Raw genomic sequence first — 18644 nt, 5'->3', positions numbered from 1 at the left:
GACGGTCCGGCGGCGCTCAGATCGGGGCCAACTCCGGCACACCGAAGTGTTGGTCGAGAACCTGCATCGCGGCACCCGCGGCGATGGCGTCCGCGCCGAGGCCGGACAGGGTCACCGTCGTGGTGAGCCAGTCCGCGCGTCGCGCGTCGGCCCGTACGGCCTCGGTCACCGCCGTGAGATAGGTCTGCGGATGCCGGAGGAGGTCCGCGCCGGCCAGCACGACATGGGCCAGGTCGAGGGTCTGGAGCAGGTTGACCACTCCCACCGCCACGACGCGGGCGGCGCGGGCGATGTCTCCGGCGTCGGCGGCGTGGTGGTGCACGATTTCCAGGCACCCGTGGCGGCCGCAGACACAGCGGGGTCCGTCCAGGTCGACGACCGTGTGGCCGAATTCGCCCGCGTTGGTGTGCGCGCCCCGGTGGGCGGTGCCGCCCAGCCAGAATCCGCCGCCGATCCCTGACTCGATCATGATCAGGGCCGCGTCGCCGAACGTCGCGCCGTGGCGCCACGCCTCGGCCGTGATCCCCGCGGTGACGTCCTTGTCGAGGTGGACGGGCAGGTCGAGGTGCTTCTCGGCAAGCTCTCGCAGCGGTACGTCGTGCCAGTGCCGCAGGCCGTGGGCACCCCGGACCAGGCCGTTGGCGTGGTCCAACGGGCCGATCATGCCGATGCCCACGCCGGTGAGTCGGCCCCCCACGTCGCCGCTGGTGGTCATCGCACCGACACCGGACGCCAGGGCGTCGAGAAGCTGCTCGGGGGTGAAGTCGCCCGGCAGCGGACTGACCGCCGAGTGGCGTACGGCACCGGCCAGGTCGACCAGGACCAGCCGCAGTGTGCGCCGGGCCACGTGGGCGCCGATCGCGTACCGGCTGTCGGGGACGAGCTCGTAGACGACGGCGGGCTTGCCGATGCCCGCACGACGTACACCGGCGGGACGGATCAGGCCGTCGCCGGTCAGACGGGCGATGACCTTGGACACCGCCTGCGGCGTCAGCCCGGTCGCCTCGACCACCGTCGACCGCTCGAACGTCCGCCCGGTACGCCCCAGCGCCATGACCCGCGCCTGGTTGTAGCCGCGCAGGAACGTGACGTCGGCAGTGATGCGAGTCATCTCGCCACTCTATTACGCAACGCCGTTGCTAAATTTTCTCGGTGATCGGGATGAGCAGAGGACGACGGGTGGCGGCGCTTGCCGCGTTGGCGCTCGGTGGTGTGGCGATCGGTCTGACCGAGTTCGTGGCGATGGGCCTGCTGCCCGACATCGCGCGCGGTCTGCTTCCGCAGGAGTACGCCCGGTCGTCGTCCGACGCGGTCGCCCGAGCCGGCTGGATGATCACCGCGTACGCGCTCGGCGTGGTCGTCGGCGCGCCTCTGATCGCCGCGCTGAGCGCACGCCTGCCGCGCAAGAAGCTCGTGCTCGGGCTGCTCGTGCTCTTCGCCGTCGGCACCCTCGCCTCCGCTATCGCCCCCACCTTCGACCTGGTGATGGTGGCCCGGTTCGCGGCGGCGTTGCCGCACGGCGCGTACTTCGGCGCGGCGGGCCTGCTCGCGGCCACCCTGATGGGCCCCGGCAACGAGGCCCGCGGCTTCGCCATCGTGCTCAGCGGTCTGACCGTGAGCAACGTGGTCGGCGTACCCCTCATCACGCGCCTCGGGCAGGCGGCCGGCTGGCGCGCCGCGTACCTCGTCATCGCCGGTGTCTTCGTGCTCACCCTGCTGGCGGTCCTGGCGGTCGTCCCGGCGGTCGCCGCGGCGGTCGACGGCTCGCCGGCCGCCGAACTGCGGGCGCTGCGGACGTCGCAGGTCTGGTTGGTCGCCGCGACCGGCGCGATCGGCTTCGCCGGTTTCTTCGCGGTGGACACCTACATCGCACCGGTCACCACCGACGTGGCCGGACTCTCGGCCGCGACGGTGCCCTGGGCGTTGGTGGCGGTGGGTCTCGGCATGACCGTCGGCAATGCCCTGGGCGGCTGGTTGGCGGACCGGGACCTCCAGCGCAGCATGATCATCGGGTTCGTCGCGATGATCGTGAGCATCACGACGTTCAGCCTCGTCGCGTCGAGCCCGGTCGGCCTGTTCGTCGGCGCGTTCCTGGTCGGTGCGACCAGCCTCTACCTCGGGCCGGTCCTCCAGGCGCGTCTGATCACCGTCGCCCCCGGAGCACAGTTGATGGGCGCGGCGCTCAACCAGTCGGCCATGAACATCGCGAACAGCCTGGGCGCGGCCCTGGGCAGCGTCGCCATCGCCGCCGGCCTCGGCTACCTCGCGCCGGCCTGGGTCGGCGCTGTCCTGGCGATCGTCGGACTGGCCCTGGGGGTGGTCAGCTTCGCCGTCGGGCGACGCGAGCGCGAGCGAACCCCGGCCACCGTCGCGGGTTGAGGCGGCCGGGCTGCCCGTCGGACCGGGTCAGAAGTCGTCGATGTTGATGGACACGCGGTGGGCGCTCGACCTCCAGTTCGGCACGTTGATCACGTCGTGTCCGCCGCCGCGTTGACCCACGGTGATCCGCACGAGGCCGAGGTGCGCCGGTGCCGCCGGGATGAACAGGTCCACGCCGGTGATGAAGGTCTGTCTGAAGAACTCCGGCAGGGGAGTGGTCAGGTCGCTCACGCCGTCGCTGCCGTCGTCGAACGCGAAGATCGCGATCGTCCGCTTGGCCCGTGGCGCGTTCGCCGCGTTCAGGACGTCGGTGCCGTTGATCCACAGGTGGTCGCCGGCGTCGCCCTGGTCGCCCCACCATTCCTTCTGGCGTTGGATCGTCAGCGCCGTGTGCCGGTCGCTGGTGTCCACCAGTGCGCCGAGCCCTTCCCCGGGCACGCTCGTCGCGAGGCGGACGAACGAGTCCGAACGAAGGAACGGCTGGAAGTAGAAGTGGTGTGTCGGTGCGCCGGAGCGCACGATCGCGAACTCGTAGCGGGCCGTGGCGAGCACCGGGACGGGACCGAACGAACCGTCGGCACCCACCGTCAACCGGTGCGTGGGCCGGTGGGACAACCGACCGCCGGTCAGGGAGCTGACCGGGTAGACCTCGACGGTCGCGTCGGTGACGCCGGCGTTGCTCGGAAACAGCACCGCGCGACCGGAGACCCGGGCGGTGCCGAAGAGCTGGGGCACGATCCGTGTCGTGTGCGGCGCCCGACCGCGGAGGAACCGGAAGATCTCGCCGAACGACTCCGGCGACGACACGGTCTGCGTGTGGGACTGGTCGGGGAGGTGCACGTTCGTCGCGCCGACGACGGTGCGGGCCGAGTCGCCCTCACCCCAGATGGCGAGGGTGGGCACGCCACCGGGCACGGAGGCGGCGGGGCGTCCGTCCAGGTTGACGTAGTGGGCGACGCGGGCGGCGCGGGCCGGTGAGCTGTTCAGATAACCCTGCATGACGAACGTGCCGAGGGAGTGCGCGAGCAGGTCGACCCGGTCCGCGCCGGTCGTCGCCAGCAGGCGGGTGATCCGTGCGTCGAGCCCCGCGTACACCTCCGGCAGGATCGTGGCGATGTTCGGTGAGTCGTACTCGTGGGCCTCGATGACGTCGATCGGGTAGCCGTTGCTGGACAGACGCTTGGCCTGGGACTGGAACTGCGTCGCCGACCCGGCGCTGCCGTGCACGAAGATCACCGGGCGGTACGTCGGTGTGGTGGCGGCGTCGGCGGCCCGTGGGGCGGGAGCGACGGCCACGCCGACCGCGAGGGCGCCCCCGGCCAGTACGGAGAGCAGTCTCCGGTGAGACACGCGCATCGGTCCTCCACCCTGAGCGACGAGGTATCTGCACTGATAGCGCAAGTATCCTGTCAGGGCGGGGCGCGTCGGTCTACACCTGACGGTCGTCGATCAGTTGACCTCCTTCGCGAGCAGGTCACCGAGCAGGGCGCGGACCGGGCAGAGGCGAGCCGGCCCATGAACCACCTCTGGTTGAGCACGACCCCGAGTCCGTGAGCGGCGGTCCGGTTGGGCCGCTCCGGGTCGATCGCGCCGGGAAAGCCCTTGTGCTGCACCGTCTGTGCCGTGGCGGGCAGGTGCCACCGCAGCAGCGCCGTCACCTCCTTCGCGTAGCGGGCCTGGCCGGCGGGTGCGGCACCGCCGCTCGGGGAGGCGGTGGCGCTCGGCGTACCCGACGGCGGAGGTCGCGGGGGCCAGGCCGGCGACACGGAGGGTACGACGTGCGACGGGCCTGCCGGAGATCGTGACAGCCGGCATCGCCGCACGCCAATCCGCCGTCCGAACGTCGATCGTGTCCACCCCGTCGTCCGACACGTGGTCATCTGGCGGACACAGACGGTTGCCCCTCAGGTGGTTGTGCGACTATCGGCGGGCGTCACGCCGGACGACCGTCCACCGGTCCGCCCGCCCACCGAACGCCGCCGGCACGGAGGGCACACCACACCTCGTATCCCTTGGAGAGCACGATGTCCCTCTCCCCATCCCGGGTCTTCGCGGAGCTGAACGCGGTCCGCCCCCCTGAGCAGACCTCACCGACGATCGGCAGGGCCGTGGTGGTCGGCGGCAGCGTCGCCGGCCTGCTGGCCGCCCGGGTGCTGTCCGATCACGCCGACAGCGTCGTCATCATCGACCGGGACGACCCGCAGGTGGCCGGCGCGCGGCCCGGCGTACCCCAGGGGACACAGCTGCACGCGCTGCTGCCCGGCGGCTTTCTCCAGCTGGAGCGCCTGTTTCCCGGCTTCCGCGACGCGGCGCTGGCGCAGGGAGCGGTCGAGGCGCCGCCCGAGGCGCGGCTCAACTACCTCGACGGCCGTCCGAAGGTCGTCGTCCCCGACGACGCCGACAGCCTGGCCGGCAGCCGTCCGCTCCTGGAGGGGCTGATCCGCCAACAGGTGCTCCGGCTCCCCAACGTCAAGACGGTCACCGCCCGCGCGACAGGTCTGGTGTTCGACGGCGACGCGGTCACCGGGGTCCGCTGCGAGGGCGCCGGGGTGACCGGCGTGGAGACCGGCGACTTCGTGGTGGACGCCATGGGTCGGTCGAGCAGACTCTCGGACTGGTTGGAGCAGGCCGGCTGGGAGCGGCCGGTGACCCGGCGGATGACAGTGCACCTGAACTACGCGACAGCCCTGTTCCGCCGCCCGGAGGTCACCCCGGCCACGACCGTGGTGATGGCGCTGCACACCCCGAAGAGGGGAGTGGACGTGGCCGGTGCCGCGTTCTTCGCCATCGAGGACGGTCGGTGGATGGCCATGATGGCCGGTTACGGCGACGACCGACCGGGGCGCACGCCGGAGGACTTCGTCCGCCGCCTGCGGGAGCAGTTCCCGCCGGAGTTCGGCGAGGTCGCCGATCAGGAGATGCTGGGCGACGTCCAGACCTACCACCACGCCGACAGCCGCCGACGGGACTTCCACGCGCTGAAGAGGTTCCCGGCCGGCCTGGTCAGCGTCGGCGACGCCGTCGCGTCGTTCAACCCGGTGTACGGGCAGGGGATGACGTCGGCGGCCCTGTACGCGGCCTGCCTGTCGGTGTACCTGCGGTCCGGGCCGGATCTGCGGGCACCCGCGCGTCACTTCCTCGCGTTGCAGCGGGTGGTCGTCGACGCCGCCTGGTCGATCTCGACCTCCGCCGATCTGGCGTTGCCCCACGTCGACGGTCCCTACCCGCGCGGTCACCGGATCTCCAGTTGGGCGAGCCGGCAGATCATCGAGGCGACCGTCACGGACGTGGCGACAGCACGCCGGTTCAACGAGGTCGTCTCCATGCGTGAGCACCCGCGCTCGCTGACCCGGCCCGGCGTGCTCCTCGGTGCCCTGCGCGCCAACCGACGGGCGCGTTGACGACCGACCCGGCGGCCTCGGGTGACGGCCGCCGGGTCCATAACGTCAGCGGGGAAGCTTGCGGAGGATGTCGACGACGAAACGGTGGTCGTCGAGCTGCGGCAGCCCGGAGACACCGACCCAGCCCACCACACCGGTGCCCCGGACGCGGAGCGGCACCGCGCCCCCGGCCGCCGCGTACCGTTCGGCCGGCAGACCGTACCGCTCGGCCAGTGTCACCTGCTTGTCGTGGCACAACCGGGCCATGTACAGCGACGAGTGCTCGAAGCGCGTCACCACGCGCCCCTTGCGGCGCAGCCACGCGTCGTTGTCGGCGGTCGAGCCCGGCAGACCACAGTGGAAGAGCTGGCGCTCCGCCCGCCACACCCCGATCGACACCGGCAGTCGCTGCTCCCGCGCGGCGGCGACGGCGAGCGTCCCCAGGTCGTACGCGTCCGTCTCGGACAGGCCCGCGAGCTCCAGCTCGCCCTCCTCGCGCAGCAGCTCGTCCAGCGTCGGCCACGCGTCACGGTCGTCTGACATGTTCTTCTCCTCGTCGTCGCGGGCGATCACCCGTCGTCGTTCTGTTGGGGGCGGTCACCAGGCGCAGGGCGCGTAGTCCTTCAGGAAACAGCCGTACAGGTCCTCGCCCTGCTCGCCGCGGACGATCGGGTCGTACACCCGGGCGGCGCCGTCGACCAGGTCCAGCGGGGCGTGGAAGCCCTCGTCGGCCAGGCGCATCTTCGTCGGGTGCGGCCGTTCGTCGGTGATCCAGCCGGTGTCGACGCTGGTCATCAGGATGCCGTCGGTCAGCATCTCCTCGGCGCTGGTGCGGGTCAGCATGTTCAGCGCGGCCTTGGCCATGTTGGTGTGCGGGTGCCCCGGCCCCTTGTAGCCACGGCCGAACTGCCCCTCCATCGCCGACACGTTCACCACGTACTTGCGGCGGGCCGGCGCGGCGGCCATCGCCGGGCGCAGCCTGCTGACCAGCACGAACGGCGCGGTGACGTTGCACAGCTGCACTTCGAGCAGCTCGACCGGGTCGACCTCCTGCACCCGCTGGACCCAGCTGTTGACCGGGTCGAGATCCGGTACGAGACCTCCGGCGTCGATGGCCGTGGACGCCGCGATCCGCTCCGGCGAGGCGGACCCGCTGGTGAGCGCCAACGCGGTGAGCGCGTGCGGGGTGAGCCCGGTGGTGAGGGCGCCCGCCGGGGCGTCCGGTCCAGCCGGCTTGGCTAAGGTGATCAACTCCGGCAGCGGGCCGTCGGGCAGGGCCGCGGCCTCCGCGGCGACCAGCTGCGCGTACGCCCCGGGGGAGCGGCGGACGGTCTGTGCCGCGTTGTTGATCAGGATGTCCAGGGGGCCCTGACTGCTCACCGAGTCGGCGAGGGCGATCACCTGGGCCGGGTCACGCAGGTCGATCCCGACGATGCGCAGGCGGTGCAGCCAGTCGGCGCTGTCCGGCATCGCGGCGAACCGGCGTACCGCGTCGTGCGGGAACCTCGTGGTCACCGTCGTGTGCGCGCCGTCGCGCAGCAGCCGCAACGCGATGTACATGCCGATCTTGGCTCGGCCGCCGGTGAGCAGCGCCCGCCGACCGGTCAGGTCGGTACGGGCGTCGCGGCGCTGCCGGTTGAGCGCCGCGCAGGACGGGCAGAGCTGGTGGTAGAAGGCGTCCACCTGGTGGTAGCGCTGCTTGCAGACGTAGCACCCGCGCGGGTTGTGCAGGAAGCCCGCCGTCTCGCCCGCGACCGACGACGCGAGCGGGATGCCCTGGGTCTCGTCGTCGATCCGTCCCGGTGCGCCGGTGGCGGTGGCCTCCGTCACCGCCCGGTCGGCGGCGAGGATGGCGTCCCGCCGCTCCTCCCGTCGCCGCTGCTTGACCACCTTGTAGAGACGGGCGGTGGCCCGCTGTACCCGCACCACGTCCGGGTGGTCCGACGGCAGCGCCTCCAACGCCTCGAAGACGCTGAGGCAGGTCTCCAGCCGTTCTCGGTCAATGCCCTGGGGACCGCGGTCGCGGTCGATGCCCTTCTGACCGTTTTCGGTAATGTTGTCCACCGTCATGCGTCGTCGTCTCGTCCCGTATCCCGTGCCGGGTCACCCCGGCTCGCCCCAAGTCCGACCCGAAACTGTACGCACCGCGCCCCCGCCGACGCACCTCACGGCCCGCCCCGGTCTGCGGCTCGCGGCGGTCAGGCGGGGTCGGCGTGCCCGAGACGCCAGTAACCCATGAAGGCCACCGCCCGTCGGTCCAGCCCCCGCTCGGAGACCAGGTGCCGCCGCAGGGTGCGGATCACGCCGGCCTCCCCGGCCAACCACGCGTACAGGGGTGCCGCGGCCACCTCCTCGGGGACCTCCCACAGGATCTCGGTGTCCACGTCCAGGTCGGCGACGGGTTGCCCGGTCCCGGACGGGCCGGGGAGCAGCAGTTCCTCCGCTGCGGCGGCGACCGCCGGCACCAGCCGGCTGCCGTGTGCGTCGAGGCCCCGAGGAAGCCAGCGGACCTCGATGCCCGGGGGCGTGACCAGCGGCAACACGTCGTCGGCGTCGGGCACCTCCAGCAGGACCGTGCCCCGGGTGTCGAGGGGGAGCCGCTCGCAGATGCCGGCGATCGCCGGCACGGCGGTCTCGTCCCCGGCCAGCAGCAGGCAGCTCCCGGTCGACGGCCGGAACTCGATGCCGCCGTGGTTGCCGTCGTAGCCCGCGTCCGGACCGACGAGGGCGATCTCGTCGCCGACGCTCGCCCGTCGCGCCCAGCGCGTCGCCGGACCACCGTCGCCGTGCAGCACCAGGTCGACGTCGACCTCGGCCAGGTGGGGCCGGACCGCCCGCACGGTGTAGGTGCGGATCGGGTTGCGCAGGTGCTCCGGCAGAGCCCGCCAGGCCGCGTACCAGTCCGCGCCACCGGCGAGGTTCACCCCGTGGTGACCGGGCACCGGCAGCACCAGCTTGATCCGCTGGTCGTACCCGTTGTCCGCGAAGCGGTCGAGGTCGACGCCGGTGAAGGTCACCCGGACGAAGGACGGGCTGAGTCGGCGTAGCGCCGCGACGGTGACGGTGAACACGCGCCAGGGGGCGATGGGCAGGGTCTTGGTCATGGTGCCTCTCTCGGCTCGACGGCTAGCGGGGGTTGTTCGTCACGGCGCGGGAGCGCCACAGCAACCAGACGAAGTACGGGGTGCCGATCATGGCGGTGACCAGGCCGGCGGGGACCTGGGCCGGGGCGATGATCGTCCGGCCGAGGGTGTCGGCGATGCTGACCAGCGCCGCGCCGAGCAGGGCGGCCACCGGAAGCACCCGGGAGTGCCGCCCGCCCACCAGGGCCCGCGCGGCGTGCGGGGCGACCAGGCCGACGAAGCCGATGACCCCGACGGCCGAGACCGCGGTGGACGTGAGCAGCGCCGCCGCGCCGAGCGCCACCAACCGGGTGCGTTCCAGGCGGACGCCCAGCACCCGGGGCGTGTCGTCGTCCAACGCCATCAGGTCGAGCTCCCGACGGGCGGCGACCACTGCCGGGGTGAGCACGAGCAGGGCGATCAGCACCGGCAGCACCTGGGTCGGCGTCCGCCCGTAGGTGGAGCCGGAGAGCCAGGTCAACGCCTTCCCGGTGTTCCACGGGTCGAAGGCGACGACCAGGAAGGTGATCACTGCCATGCCGCCCTGCCAGGCGCCGAAGCCGATCAGCACCAGCCGGTCGGAACTCAGCCCACCGCGCCAGGCCAGGCCGTACACCAGGGCGAACGCCGCCATCGCGCCGAGCCCGGCGACGCCGGAGACGGCCCACACGCCGGCCAACGGCACGAAGGTGAGCAGGGTGACCGCCCCGAGCCCGGCACCGGCGGTGATGCCGAGGATGCCGGGTTCGGCCAGCGGGTTGCGGCAGACCGCCTGCACTGTGGTGCCGGCGACCGCGAGCGCCGCGCCGGCCAGGACCGCCGCGGCGACGCGCGGCCACCGCTGGTCCAGCACGAAGGTGTACGCGGGCCCGGTGCTGCCGTTGATCCAGTTGACGACATCCCCGAGCAGCACCCACGTGTCGCCGAGGAGCATGCCGACCGCCACGGCGCAGATGGTCACGACGGCGGTGACGGCGACGACGCCACGGTGGAAGGCGGCGGAGCGGACGGCCGCGTGCCCGCCGGGCGGGCGGCGGGTGGGGCCCGCGTCGCGGTGCCGGCGGGCCAGCCAGATGAGGATCGCCGCGCCGAACAGGGTGGTGACCACGCCGGTCGGGATGTCCACACCGGCCTGCCCGCCCATCGCGGCCCGGAGCAGCACGTCGGAGCCGAGCACGATGATGACCCCGGCGATGCCGGACAACGGCAGCAGGACGCGGTGCCGGTGCACCCCCGGCACCACGGGGCCGAGCAGCCGCACGATGACCGGGGCGCACAGGCCGACGAAGCCGACCGGGCCGGTGAGGGTGACCGCGGCGGCGGAGAGCAGCACGGCCAGCACCATGACGATGAGCCGGGTACGCCGTACGTCGAGGCCGAGCACGGTGGCGGTGTCGTCGCCCAGGGCGAGGATGTCGAGGCGGTGTCCGAGCAGCACGAGCACGAGGGCTGCGCCCAGGATCACCGGGGCGAGCTGGGTCAGCGCGGTCAGGTCGCTCTGCACCAGCGAGCCGTTGCCCCAGGCGAACAGACCGATGGTGGCCTGCTCGAAGAGGAGCAGCAACAGGGTGGTCACCGACCCGAGCGCGAGCGCCGTCGCCGAGCCGGCGAGGATCAGCCGGGTGGTGCCGGCCTGCCCGCCGGCGGACATCGCCATCACCAGGCCGGCGGCGGCCAACCCTCCACCGAAGGCGAGGCCGCCGGCGGGCAGCGCCGGTAACGAGATGCCGAACGCGGCGACGGTGACGATCGCCAGGTGGGCGCCGGCGTTGACCGCGAGGGTGTCGGGGGAGGCGAGCGGGTTGCGGGCGATCGACTGCAACGCCGCGCCGGCGAACCCGAGGGCCACACCGATGGCCAGCCCGGCGAGCAGCCGGGGCAGCCGGGAGGCGATCAGGACGCGGGCCGCCTCGTCGTCGCCGCCGGTCACGAGCCGGAGCAGGTCGAGGGCCCCGACGGTCGAGGTGCCCTGGGTGAGGTGCACCGCCCCGACCACGAGCAGCAGCAGGATCGCGGCGACGAAGACCCCGGCGACGCGGGGCACGGCCAGGCGCCCGCCCGGAGCCGGCCGGGTGGCCGACTCCGGGCGTGGGGGTGCGTTCAGCACGCTCACACCGCGTACGTCTTGACGAGTTCGTCGATGTACTGCTTGCCGGAGAGCGGCCCACCGAAGGTCCAGATGCCGTTGGGCATCCTGTGCAGGTTGCCCTTCTGCACGAAGGGCAGCGACTTCCAGATGGCGTTGCCGGCGAGCCCGTCGGCGAACACGTCGTCGCCGTCGGAGGCGTTGTAGAAGAGGTGCACGTTCGGGTCCTTGAGCACGGTCATGCCCTCGACGTCGGTCTGGCCGAGGCCCCACACCTCATCGGTCTTGCCGGTCCAGGCGTTGGTGAGGCCGAGCTGGATGCCGATCTGGGAGACGAGCGCACCCTTGCCGAACATCCGGATGCTGACGGTGCTGCCCTCCTTCCAACCGTCGGCGATGGCGAACGGCCGGCCGGCGGCGCCCGCGTCGGCGATCTTCTTCTTGCCGTCGGCGATGGCCGTGTCGAAGTCGGCGAGCAGCTTCTCCGCCTGCGCGGTCTTGCCGACGGCCTTCGCGATCATGTTGAGGTCCGCGCGCATCCGGCCGAGGTTGTCGGTGGCGTCGCTGGCCTTGGCGACCACGACGGGGACGAACTTCTCCAGCTGACTGACGATGGCGCCGCCCCGGTCGTCCTCCATCACGACGAGGTCGGGTTGGAGGGCGACGATCGAGTCGATGCTGGGTTCGCCGCGAGCGCCGACGTCCTTGACGCTCGGGTCGAGCTTCGCGGAGGTGACCCAGGTGCCGTAGCCCTTCGGGTCGGCCACGCCGACCGGCATGACGCCGAGGCTGACCAGCATCTCGACCTCACCCCACTCGAGTCCGACGACCTTGGTCGCCGGGGCCTTGAGGGTGATCTCCTTGCCGCGGCTGTCGGTGAGGGTGACCGGCCCGCCGGCCGCCGAGGCGGACGTCTCGGGAGTGGCGGCCTTCTCGGTGGTGCCGCAGGCGCCGAGTGTCAGGGCGGCCACGACGGCGATGAGGGCGGTGAAACGGGTACGGGTCATGACGGTCTTTCTCTACTGGGGATGAGGGGTGTTTCAGACCAGGGCGCGGACCGCGTGCCGCCCGACGGGGCGGGTGGTGACCAGTCCGCTGATCGGATCGGTGGTCACCTCGATGCGGATGCCGTAGGTCTCGGTGAGGGCTTCCTCGGTGAACACGGTGGCCGGGGTGCCGGTGGCGCGGACCCTGCCCTGGTGCAGCAGGACCACCTCGTCCGCCACGGCGGCGGCCTGGTTGAGGTCGTGCAGGACGACGCCGACGGCGACGCCGTGGTCGTCGGCGAGGTCACGGACCAGGTCCAGGATCTCCACCTGGTAGCGCAGGTCGAGGAAGGTGGTGGGTTCGTCGAGCAGCAGCACCGGAGTGTCCTGGGCCAGGCAGGTGGCCAGCCACACCCGCTGCAACTCGCCGCCGGAGAGTTCGTCGACCGGCCGCTCGGCCATCGCGGCGACGCCGGTGACGTCCATGGCGCGGGCGATGGCGGCGGGACCGTCCGGATCCTCGGTGCGCCAGCGTCCCCGGTAGGGGTGCCGGCCGTAGCCCACGACGTCGTGGACGGTGACACCGCTGGGCACCGGACGGCTCTGCGCGAGCAGGGTGACCCGACGGGCGAACTCCCGCGACGGCAGGCTCGCGGCGGCGACGCCGTCGGCGAGGTGGACCAGACCGGAGTCGATCGGGTGCAGGCGGGCCAGGGCCCGCAGCAGGGTGGACTTGCCGCTGCCGTTGGGTCCGACGAGGGCCGTCACGGCGCCCGCGCGAAGGTCGATCATGGCGCCGTGCACCACCGGCACACCGTGGTAACCCAGACGGAGGTCGACGCCGGACAGGCTGCGCCCCCCGTTGGCCGACGCCAACTCGTTCTGCATGAGGTTAGGCTAACCTAACGAATCGCTGGCGTGTCAAGTCGCCCATCGGGTCAGGTCAGCGGGATGGACCGGCGGTCGTCGCGGGCTCGCGTACGTGGGGGATGCTGGGTCCGTGCAGATCACCACCCTCGGTCCGTTCGCTGTCGACGGCCAACCCGTTCGAGGTGACCGGCTCGCGGCGGTGGTTCGCGCGCTCGTCGACGCGCGGGGACGGGCGGTCTCCACAAGCCTGCTCGTGGACGCCGTCTGGGACGGCGCCCCACCCGACGACGCGACGGGCGCCGTGCAGGCACTCGTGTCCCGGGTGCGCCGCCTCGGACTGTCCGTGGTCGCGGTGCCCGGCGGATACCGGCTGCCCGCCGAGGAGGTGACCGTCGACGCGGTCGAGGCGCGGACGCTGGTCGACCGGGCGCGGACCGCCTTCGACAGCGGCGATCTGCCGGCCGCCCGCAGCCTCGCCGACGAGGCACGCGCCCTCTTCCCCGAGGTGCCGGAGCTGGTCAGCGCCGAGGACACCCGCCTGTTCGCCGATGTCGCCGCGCTTCGCGCGCAGGCGGCCCTCGCCGGTGTGGGCCCGTTCGACGAGGCCGACCTGAGCCGGCTCGCCGCGCGTACGCCGCCGGACGAGCCCTCGGCCGCCCTGCTCGTCCGGATCCTCGCCGCCCAGGGGCGGGAGGCGGAGGCGCTGGAGGTGGTCGAACGACTCCGGGTCGAGCTGGCCGACCGGTACGGCACCGATCCGTCGCCGGTGATCACACAGGTCCACCTCGCGCTGTTGCGCGGTGAGCTGACCACCCCGGCCGTCGCGGAGACCCCCCGGCAACCGGCGCGGATCGCCCTGCCGACCGCCTGGCGTCGGCCGATGACCGCCATCGTCGGCCGGGAACGGGACGTCGAGGCCGTGGCGGAGGCACTCGCCGACGCGGCGGTGGTGACGATCGTGGCATCCGGCGGCGCGGGCAAGACCCGCCTCGCCGCCGAGGTGGCGCGGCGCACGGCCGCGGCCGGGCAGTCGGTACGCGTGATCGAACTGGCCGGCCTGCGCTCGCCCGACGAGGTGCTGCCCACAGTGCTCGCCGCCCTCGGGGGCGCGGACACCTCGTCCACCGGTGGCAATCTCGGCCTGGAACGGCGGGTGCTCAGCCCGGAGGAACGCCTTCGCGCCGTCGCACCCGACCTCGACGGGCTGGTCGTGCTCGACAACTGCGAGCACGTCCTCGACGCGGTGGCCACCGTCGTGGCGGACCTGGTCGCGGTGGCGTCCCCGGAGGCCGCGGTGCTCGCCACCAGCCGGGCCCCGCTGGGCCTGGCCGGCGAACTGGTGCACCGGCTGACCGCGCTGCCCGACGCCGACGCGCTCGCCGTCCTCGAATCCCGGGCCCGGGCCGGCGGCGCGGTGCCCACCTGGGACACCGCGCGGGCGCTGGCCCTCTGCCACCGGCTCGACAACCTGCCCCTGGCCCTCGAGTTGGCCGCGGCGCGACTACGGCACATGCCGATCGACGACGTGCTCGCCGGGCTGACCGACCGGTTCGCGCTGCTCGACGACGCCCTGCGCGGCCTGCCGGAGCGGCACGCGAGCCTGTGGGCGCTCGTCGACTGGAGCAGGGAGCTGCTCGCTGGAGACGACCGCGACCTGCTGCAACGGATCGCGGTCATCCCCGCGCCCTTCACCGCGGACCTCGCCGCCGCCGTCGCGCAGACCCCGGAGGTCCGTCGCGGCCTGGCGGCACTCGTCGAACAGTCCCTGTTGACCCTGGTCGAGGGGGACGGCCCGCCGCGCTACCGGATGCTCGAAACAGTCCGTGAGTACGGCGAAGCCCGGCTCGACGCGGTCGGTGCCCGAGGGGCGGCCATGACCGGGCTGGTCGCGTGGGCCCGGGAGCGAGCCGTCGCGCTCGCCGGCCGGTTCGTCGGCCCCGACCAGGTGGAGGCGCTGCACAGCTGCGCCGCCGAGCAGGACAACCTGCTCGCGGCCCTGCGCTGGGCGCTCGCCGCGGACGACGAGCCGGCCACCGTCGACGTCGCGACGGCGCTGCTCCACCTCTGGACGGTGCGCGGCCTGCACCTGGAGGTCCTCGGGTGGGCGCGCGGAATGATGGGTGTCGACGACCCGGTCCGACGACGCCACTCGGCGATCCTGCACGGTCGTGGTGCCGGCCGACCGCTACCCGACGCCGACCGGCTCGCCTGGTTGTGCCTGCTGACCGGGGTGAACTCGGGCATCAGCGGTGAACTGCGGCTCGCGGTGCTCGCCCGGCGGGCGCTGCGGACGCTCCTCGCCGAGCGACCCGACGAGGTGTCGTCCCGGTTGACGATCCTCGCGTCCGCGCTGCCCCAGTTCGACACGGCCGACCCGGACCGCAGCCTGAAGGCGGCCGACGAGATGGTCACGCATCCCGACCTGTACGTGCAGGCACTCGGTTTGTTCGCCCGGGCCGCGGTCCGGGAGAACGGCGGCATGCCCGAGGCGTCGGTCGCCGATGCCGAGCAGGCATACCACCGCTTCGCGGTCGCCGGTGACCACTGGGGCATGGCGATGGCGGCGGGTGCCGTCGGGCAGTTCCTCGATCCCAGCGCGGACACCGGGTCGGCCGGGTGGCTGGCGCGCAGCGTCCGCCACATGGAGATGATCGGTGCCACCCAGGACGCCCGGTCGATCCGGGTACGGCTGGACGTGCAGCTCGCCCTGACCGGTGACGGGGAGGCCGAACGACGACTGGTGGAGACGGCCGCCCCGGGCGACGGCGAGGCGGTGGACGCCGCGGTCGCCTGCCTCGGGCTTGCCCACCTGGCCTGGCAGCGTCAGCAGTACGACGAGGCCCGTGCGTGCGGTGCCCGGGTCACCCGGATCCTGGCCGGCTGGACGAGCCCGCAGTCACAACCGCAGGCCATGCTGCGCGTCGCCGTGGCGGTCCTGGACCTGCGGGTGGCGCAGGAGCGACCGGTGCCGGGGGAGAACCCCGACGCGCACGCGGTCGCCCTGTTGACCCTCGCCCGGGACGACGCGCTCGCCTCGAAGGACCTACCCATCATCGGCGCGTGGGCGCAGGGCGGCGCCGAGCTCGCGGCGTACCGTGGTGACGACGAGACCGCGCGGGAACTGTTCATGCTCGCCACCCGGGTCGGCACCCACGTCGGGATGTTCTTCCCACCCGGGCGGGCCGAACGACTCGACGCCGCCCTCGCTGACGAGGAGCGGCGCGAGTCGTTGCTGGTCGCGTGGCGCGGGCGACCGGTCGCCGCAGCCGCCGCCCGGATCCGCGAGCTGATGGACGACCTGCTGCTCAGGGGTGAACGCCCTAGAGTCGCTCACCCCTGACCGGCGTGAGGTTGACCGGGACCGCTGGCCCGACGCGTTCGGTCACGACCCGAGGCTGGGCGGCTGACGTCGTGGTCGTGGCGCTGCTCGCGGCGAACACCGGCAGCCAGGCCCCGAACCGGGAGAGGACGTTCTCGATGGGGTTGAAACACATCCCCCCGTTCCCCCCGGAGACCACGATCCCGATCGCCATGACCCCGTTGGCGTCCCACCGCCAGACCGGCCCACCGCTGTCACCACCGGCCGCCGGCACGGTGGAGCACAGGAGATAGTCGCGCATGCCGTCGTCGTAGGTGATCACCTGCCAGCTCGTCACGACGCCTTCGGTCCACCCGGTGGTCCGACCCATCTTGCCGATGACGAAGCCCTGGGAGAGGGCGCTGTTGCGGTAGTAGCCGGTCACCCGCCCGTTGCCCGGCGACCGGCCCGTCAACGGGTCGACGACGATCTGCTGGGCGTCGTTGCCCGAGTCGAGCTGGACCAACGCTCCGTCGAAACTGTTGTCGCCCCAGTAGTCGCCGACGTTGTCGTTCCTGATCGCGTATCCGAAGCGGGTGTCGGTGCCGTAGACGATGCGCTGAGCCGCTGGCGGGAGACCGGCGATGCCGAAACAGTGCCCGGCGGTGGCGATGAACATGCCGGACGAGCCCCGAACGGCGTAGCCGCCGGTGCAGTACTTGTTGAGGTTGTTCTTCTTCTCGAGGAACATCGGGTGCCCCGGCTTGAACATGTAACCGGCCGCGACCGCCGGTGTGGCCGTCGTGGCCAGGAGCAGTGCCATGACCGCAAGGGACGAGGTGATGAGTCGACGTAACACGTGGACCTCCAGAGGATGAAACGACGTGGTGACCGATGTCGGGTTGGCGCCTCCTCCGTCCTGTGCACGAGAGCCGCGGCGAGTTCCTGACGACCGGCTGTGCCTCACGACCAACGGACGCCGCCGGCCCGGGACGTGAGTCGTGGCGTCGGTGCCGCGGTCAGCGCCGCCTCGATCGCGCCGATCAGGATCTGTTCTGCCCCGTCGGGAGATGTCGCTGTCGGTTTTCCTTTGAGGTGTCCCAACCAGCCGTAGACCGTCATCGAGCCGCCGGCGATGCCCGGGAAGTCGCTGTCGATCCCGCCGGCGTACGTCGAAGCGCGCCGCAGCAGTTCGTCACTGGGGAGGTACGCGGGTACCTCGTTCGCGTAGCCGGCGAACAGCAGCCGGCTCGACGTGCCGTATCGGGCCCGGAAGTAGACGGCGTATCCGGAGACGATCTCGCCGCCGGCCAACAGCAGGTGGAGGTCCGGGGTCCCGCTGAACCGCCAGGACTGCACGGGTACGGGGATCGACGTCGCGAACGTGCCGGCCTCGATCTGCGCGATCATCTGTCGCGCGTGCCGCCGGTAGTAACCCGGCAGGCCCGTGTTCGCCGCCCGAGCGGAGTAACAGGCGGTCACCCGCCGGAGATTGTCAGCGGTCGGCGTCACGTCCAGCGGCAGGTTCACCTCCCGGTAGTGGGTCGTCGTCGGGCCGGTGACCGGCCGACCCGGCCGCAGCGCCGCGGTCGTGACGGTCTGCGCGAGTGCGGTGCCCCGCAGCTCCCGCTGGGCCCAGCCCCGCCCGCCGACGGGGTCCTGGTCACCGGCCGGCCCGAGGAGGAACTGGGCGAACGCCCCGGTCGCCTGCTCGATCCGGGCGGCCGCGTCTCCGGGGTAGTCCGGGTCGAACATGGTCTGCGAGCCGGCTGTCACCGGGTGGCACCCGTAGCTGAACAGGACGGCGCGGGGTTCGCCGCCCGGCGTACGAGCCGTCAGGACCGGCACGTCCGCTTCGACGTACGGGAGCCCTTCCCGGTTGAAGGAGAAGTGCTGGCTGGCGACCTGGTAGTCGAGGGTGCACGCGGTGCGGGGGCCGGTGAGGGTGTCACGGACCAGGTGCACGATCCGCGCGGCCAACTGGTCGCTGTAGGCGCGCACCTCTGCCTGCTGGGTGGAGGTCATCGCGTAGGCGATGAACGGGTCGAGTTTGTCGGTGAGCACGGGGCCGTTGTGCGTGTGGGTGGCCGTGAGGGCGAAGTTCTCCGCCGTCACGCCGAGGCTGATCACCTGGCTGCGGATCACCCGGTGCAGGCCGCGGGCGAAACCGAGGACGTCGGCGGTGACGATGACATGGGGCACGCCCGCGGACCAGACGATCGTGCACCGCGCGAACAGCGCGGCGGCGGTCCCGGTGGACCGGCGGGGCACGTCCACCCCGTAACCGGCCAGGAACGCGCCTGCCGCCGGGGTGATGTCGACCTTCCCGACGGACAGCTCGGTGCCGGCCGTCGCCCCCCGGGCGGAGCTGCCGACGCGGTTCTGGCTCACGAGCGATGCGGCGACGACCGCCCCACCGGTGAGCAGACGGCGGCGGGCCACGGTCGGTTGGCGGTCTTTGCGCGGCGTGTGGTCCTCGACCGACCGTACCGTTGACTCCGCCATGGTGGGAAAGCATGTCGC

Annotated in this window: 13 protein-coding genes; 3 read left to right on the top strand and 10 right to left on the bottom strand. The window is 72.5% G+C overall.

The genetic code is table 11. From position 1 onward, the window contains the following. Positions 1-16 precede the first annotated feature (16 nt). Positions 17-1111 (bottom strand): ROK family transcriptional regulator, encoded by a 1095-nt coding sequence (locus GA0070612_RS24200; RefSeq protein WP_088990003.1) that lies wholly within the window; start codon positions 1109-1111, stop codon positions 17-19. Between the two features lie 50 nt (positions 1112-1161). Here GA0070612_RS24200 and GA0070612_RS24195 point away from each other — a divergent pair, with 50 nt between their 5' ends. Further along, on the top strand, positions 1162-2379 hold the full coding sequence (locus GA0070612_RS24195; protein ID WP_331716381.1) for an MFS transporter: 1218 nt from the start codon (positions 1162-1164) through the stop codon (positions 2377-2379). A 27-nt stretch (positions 2380-2406) separates the two neighbouring features. Here the strand turns inward: GA0070612_RS24195 and GA0070612_RS24190 are convergent, their stop codons facing one another. Next, on the bottom strand, positions 2407-3735 hold the full coding sequence (locus GA0070612_RS24190) for an alpha/beta hydrolase (protein WP_088990001.1): 1329 nt from the start codon (positions 3733-3735) through the stop codon (positions 2407-2409). A 668-nt stretch (positions 3736-4403) separates the two neighbouring features. Here GA0070612_RS24190 and GA0070612_RS24180 point away from each other — a divergent pair. Then, positions 4404-5780 (top strand): FAD-dependent oxidoreductase, encoded by a 1377-nt coding sequence (locus GA0070612_RS24180; RefSeq protein WP_197699231.1) that lies wholly within the window; start codon positions 4404-4406, stop codon positions 5778-5780. A gap of 45 nt (positions 5781-5825) precedes the next feature. On the opposite strand, the gene GA0070612_RS24175 is transcribed toward GA0070612_RS24180, so the two are convergent. From GA0070612_RS24175 to GA0070612_RS24150, 6 genes are all read right to left on the bottom strand, one after another. Beyond that, positions 5826-6302, bottom strand: a complete 477-nt coding sequence (locus GA0070612_RS24175; protein WP_088991729.1) for a heme-degrading domain-containing protein — start codon at positions 6300-6302, stop codon at positions 5826-5828. Between the two features lie 54 nt (positions 6303-6356). After that, positions 6357-7829 (bottom strand): SDR family NAD(P)-dependent oxidoreductase, encoded by a 1473-nt coding sequence (locus GA0070612_RS24170; RefSeq protein WP_088989999.1) that lies wholly within the window; start codon positions 7827-7829, stop codon positions 6357-6359. Positions 7830-7957: 128 nt separating this feature from the next. Further along, positions 7958-8863 carry a siderophore-interacting protein gene (locus GA0070612_RS24165; protein WP_088989998.1) on the bottom strand — a complete coding sequence of 302 codons (906 nt, stop codon included), beginning with the start codon at positions 8861-8863 and terminating at the stop codon, positions 7958-7960. A 22-nt stretch (positions 8864-8885) separates the two neighbouring features. After that, positions 8886-10985 (bottom strand): iron ABC transporter permease, encoded by a 2100-nt coding sequence (locus GA0070612_RS24160; RefSeq protein ID WP_408630580.1) that lies wholly within the window; start codon positions 10983-10985, stop codon positions 8886-8888. Positions 10986-10990: 5 nt separating this feature from the next. After that, positions 10991-11974: an ABC transporter substrate-binding protein gene (locus GA0070612_RS24155; protein ID WP_088989996.1), complete on the bottom strand. Its 984-nt coding sequence runs from the start codon at positions 11972-11974 to the stop codon at positions 10991-10993. 33 nt (positions 11975-12007) lie between these two features. After that, entirely contained in the window at positions 12008-12841 is an 834-nt protein-coding gene (locus GA0070612_RS24150; RefSeq protein WP_088989995.1) for an ABC transporter ATP-binding protein, read from the bottom strand. Between the two features lie 112 nt (positions 12842-12953). Here GA0070612_RS24150 and GA0070612_RS24145 point away from each other — a divergent pair, with 112 nt between their 5' ends. Next, entirely contained in the window at positions 12954-16163 is a 3210-nt protein-coding gene (locus tag GA0070612_RS24145) for a BTAD domain-containing putative transcriptional regulator (RefSeq protein ID WP_088989994.1), read from the top strand. On the opposite strand, the gene GA0070612_RS24140 is transcribed toward GA0070612_RS24145, so the two are convergent. Both GA0070612_RS24140 and GA0070612_RS24135 read right to left on the bottom strand, forming a co-directional pair. Then, complete coding sequence (locus tag GA0070612_RS24140) at positions 16144-16944, bottom strand: trypsin-like serine protease (RefSeq protein ID WP_088989993.1); 801 nt, start codon at positions 16942-16944, stop codon at positions 16144-16146. The two genes, GA0070612_RS24145 and GA0070612_RS24140, sit on opposite strands and share 20 nt — an antisense overlap. A 140-nt stretch (positions 16945-17084) precedes the next feature. Further along, positions 17085-18626: a hypothetical protein gene (locus tag GA0070612_RS24135; protein WP_088989992.1), complete on the bottom strand. Its 1542-nt coding sequence runs from the start codon at positions 18624-18626 to the stop codon at positions 17085-17087. Between the last annotated feature and the right edge of the window lie 18 nt (positions 18627-18644).

It is taken from the genome of Micromonospora chokoriensis (assembly GCF_900091505.1).
GTDB classification, from domain to species: domain Bacteria; phylum Actinomycetota; class Actinomycetes; order Mycobacteriales; family Micromonosporaceae; genus Micromonospora; species Micromonospora chokoriensis.
Note: the sequence above shows the minus strand (reverse complement) of the source record. Positions and strands in the feature narration are given on the sequence as shown.

Excerpts from the sequence above, each read along its gene's own strand:
- GA0070612_RS24200 (WP_088990003.1), bottom strand. The coding sequence starts at position 1,111 with ATGACTCGCATCACTGCCGACGTCACGTTCCTGCGCGGCTACAACCAG.
- GA0070612_RS24195 (WP_331716381.1), top strand. The coding sequence starts at position 1,162 with ATGAGCAGAGGACGACGGGTGGCGGCGCTTGCCGCGTTGGCGCTCGGT.
- GA0070612_RS24190 (WP_088990001.1), bottom strand. The coding sequence starts at position 3,735 with ATGCGCGTGTCTCACCGGAGACTGCTCTCCGTACTGGCCGGGGGCGCC.
- GA0070612_RS24180 (WP_197699231.1), top strand. The coding sequence starts at position 4,404 with ATGTCCCTCTCCCCATCCCGGGTCTTCGCGGAGCTGAACGCGGTCCGC.
- GA0070612_RS24175 (WP_088991729.1), bottom strand. The coding sequence starts at position 6,302 with ATGTCAGACGACCGTGACGCGTGGCCGACGCTGGACGAGCTGCTGCGC.
- GA0070612_RS24170 (WP_088989999.1), bottom strand. The coding sequence starts at position 7,829 with ATGACGGTGGACAACATTACCGAAAACGGTCAGAAGGGCATCGACCGC.
- GA0070612_RS24165 (WP_088989998.1), bottom strand. The coding sequence starts at position 8,863 with ATGACCAAGACCCTGCCCATCGCCCCCTGGCGCGTGTTCACCGTCACC.
- GA0070612_RS24155 (WP_088989996.1), bottom strand. The coding sequence starts at position 11,974 with ATGACCCGTACCCGTTTCACCGCCCTCATCGCCGTCGTGGCCGCCCTG.
- GA0070612_RS24150 (WP_088989995.1), bottom strand. The coding sequence starts at position 12,841 with ATGCAGAACGAGTTGGCGTCGGCCAACGGGGGGCGCAGCCTGTCCGGC.
- GA0070612_RS24140 (WP_088989993.1), bottom strand. The coding sequence starts at position 16,944 with ATGGCACTGCTCCTGGCCACGACGGCCACACCGGCGGTCGCGGCCGGT.
- GA0070612_RS24135 (WP_088989992.1), bottom strand. The coding sequence starts at position 18,626 with ATGGCGGAGTCAACGGTACGGTCGGTCGAGGACCACACGCCGCGCAAA.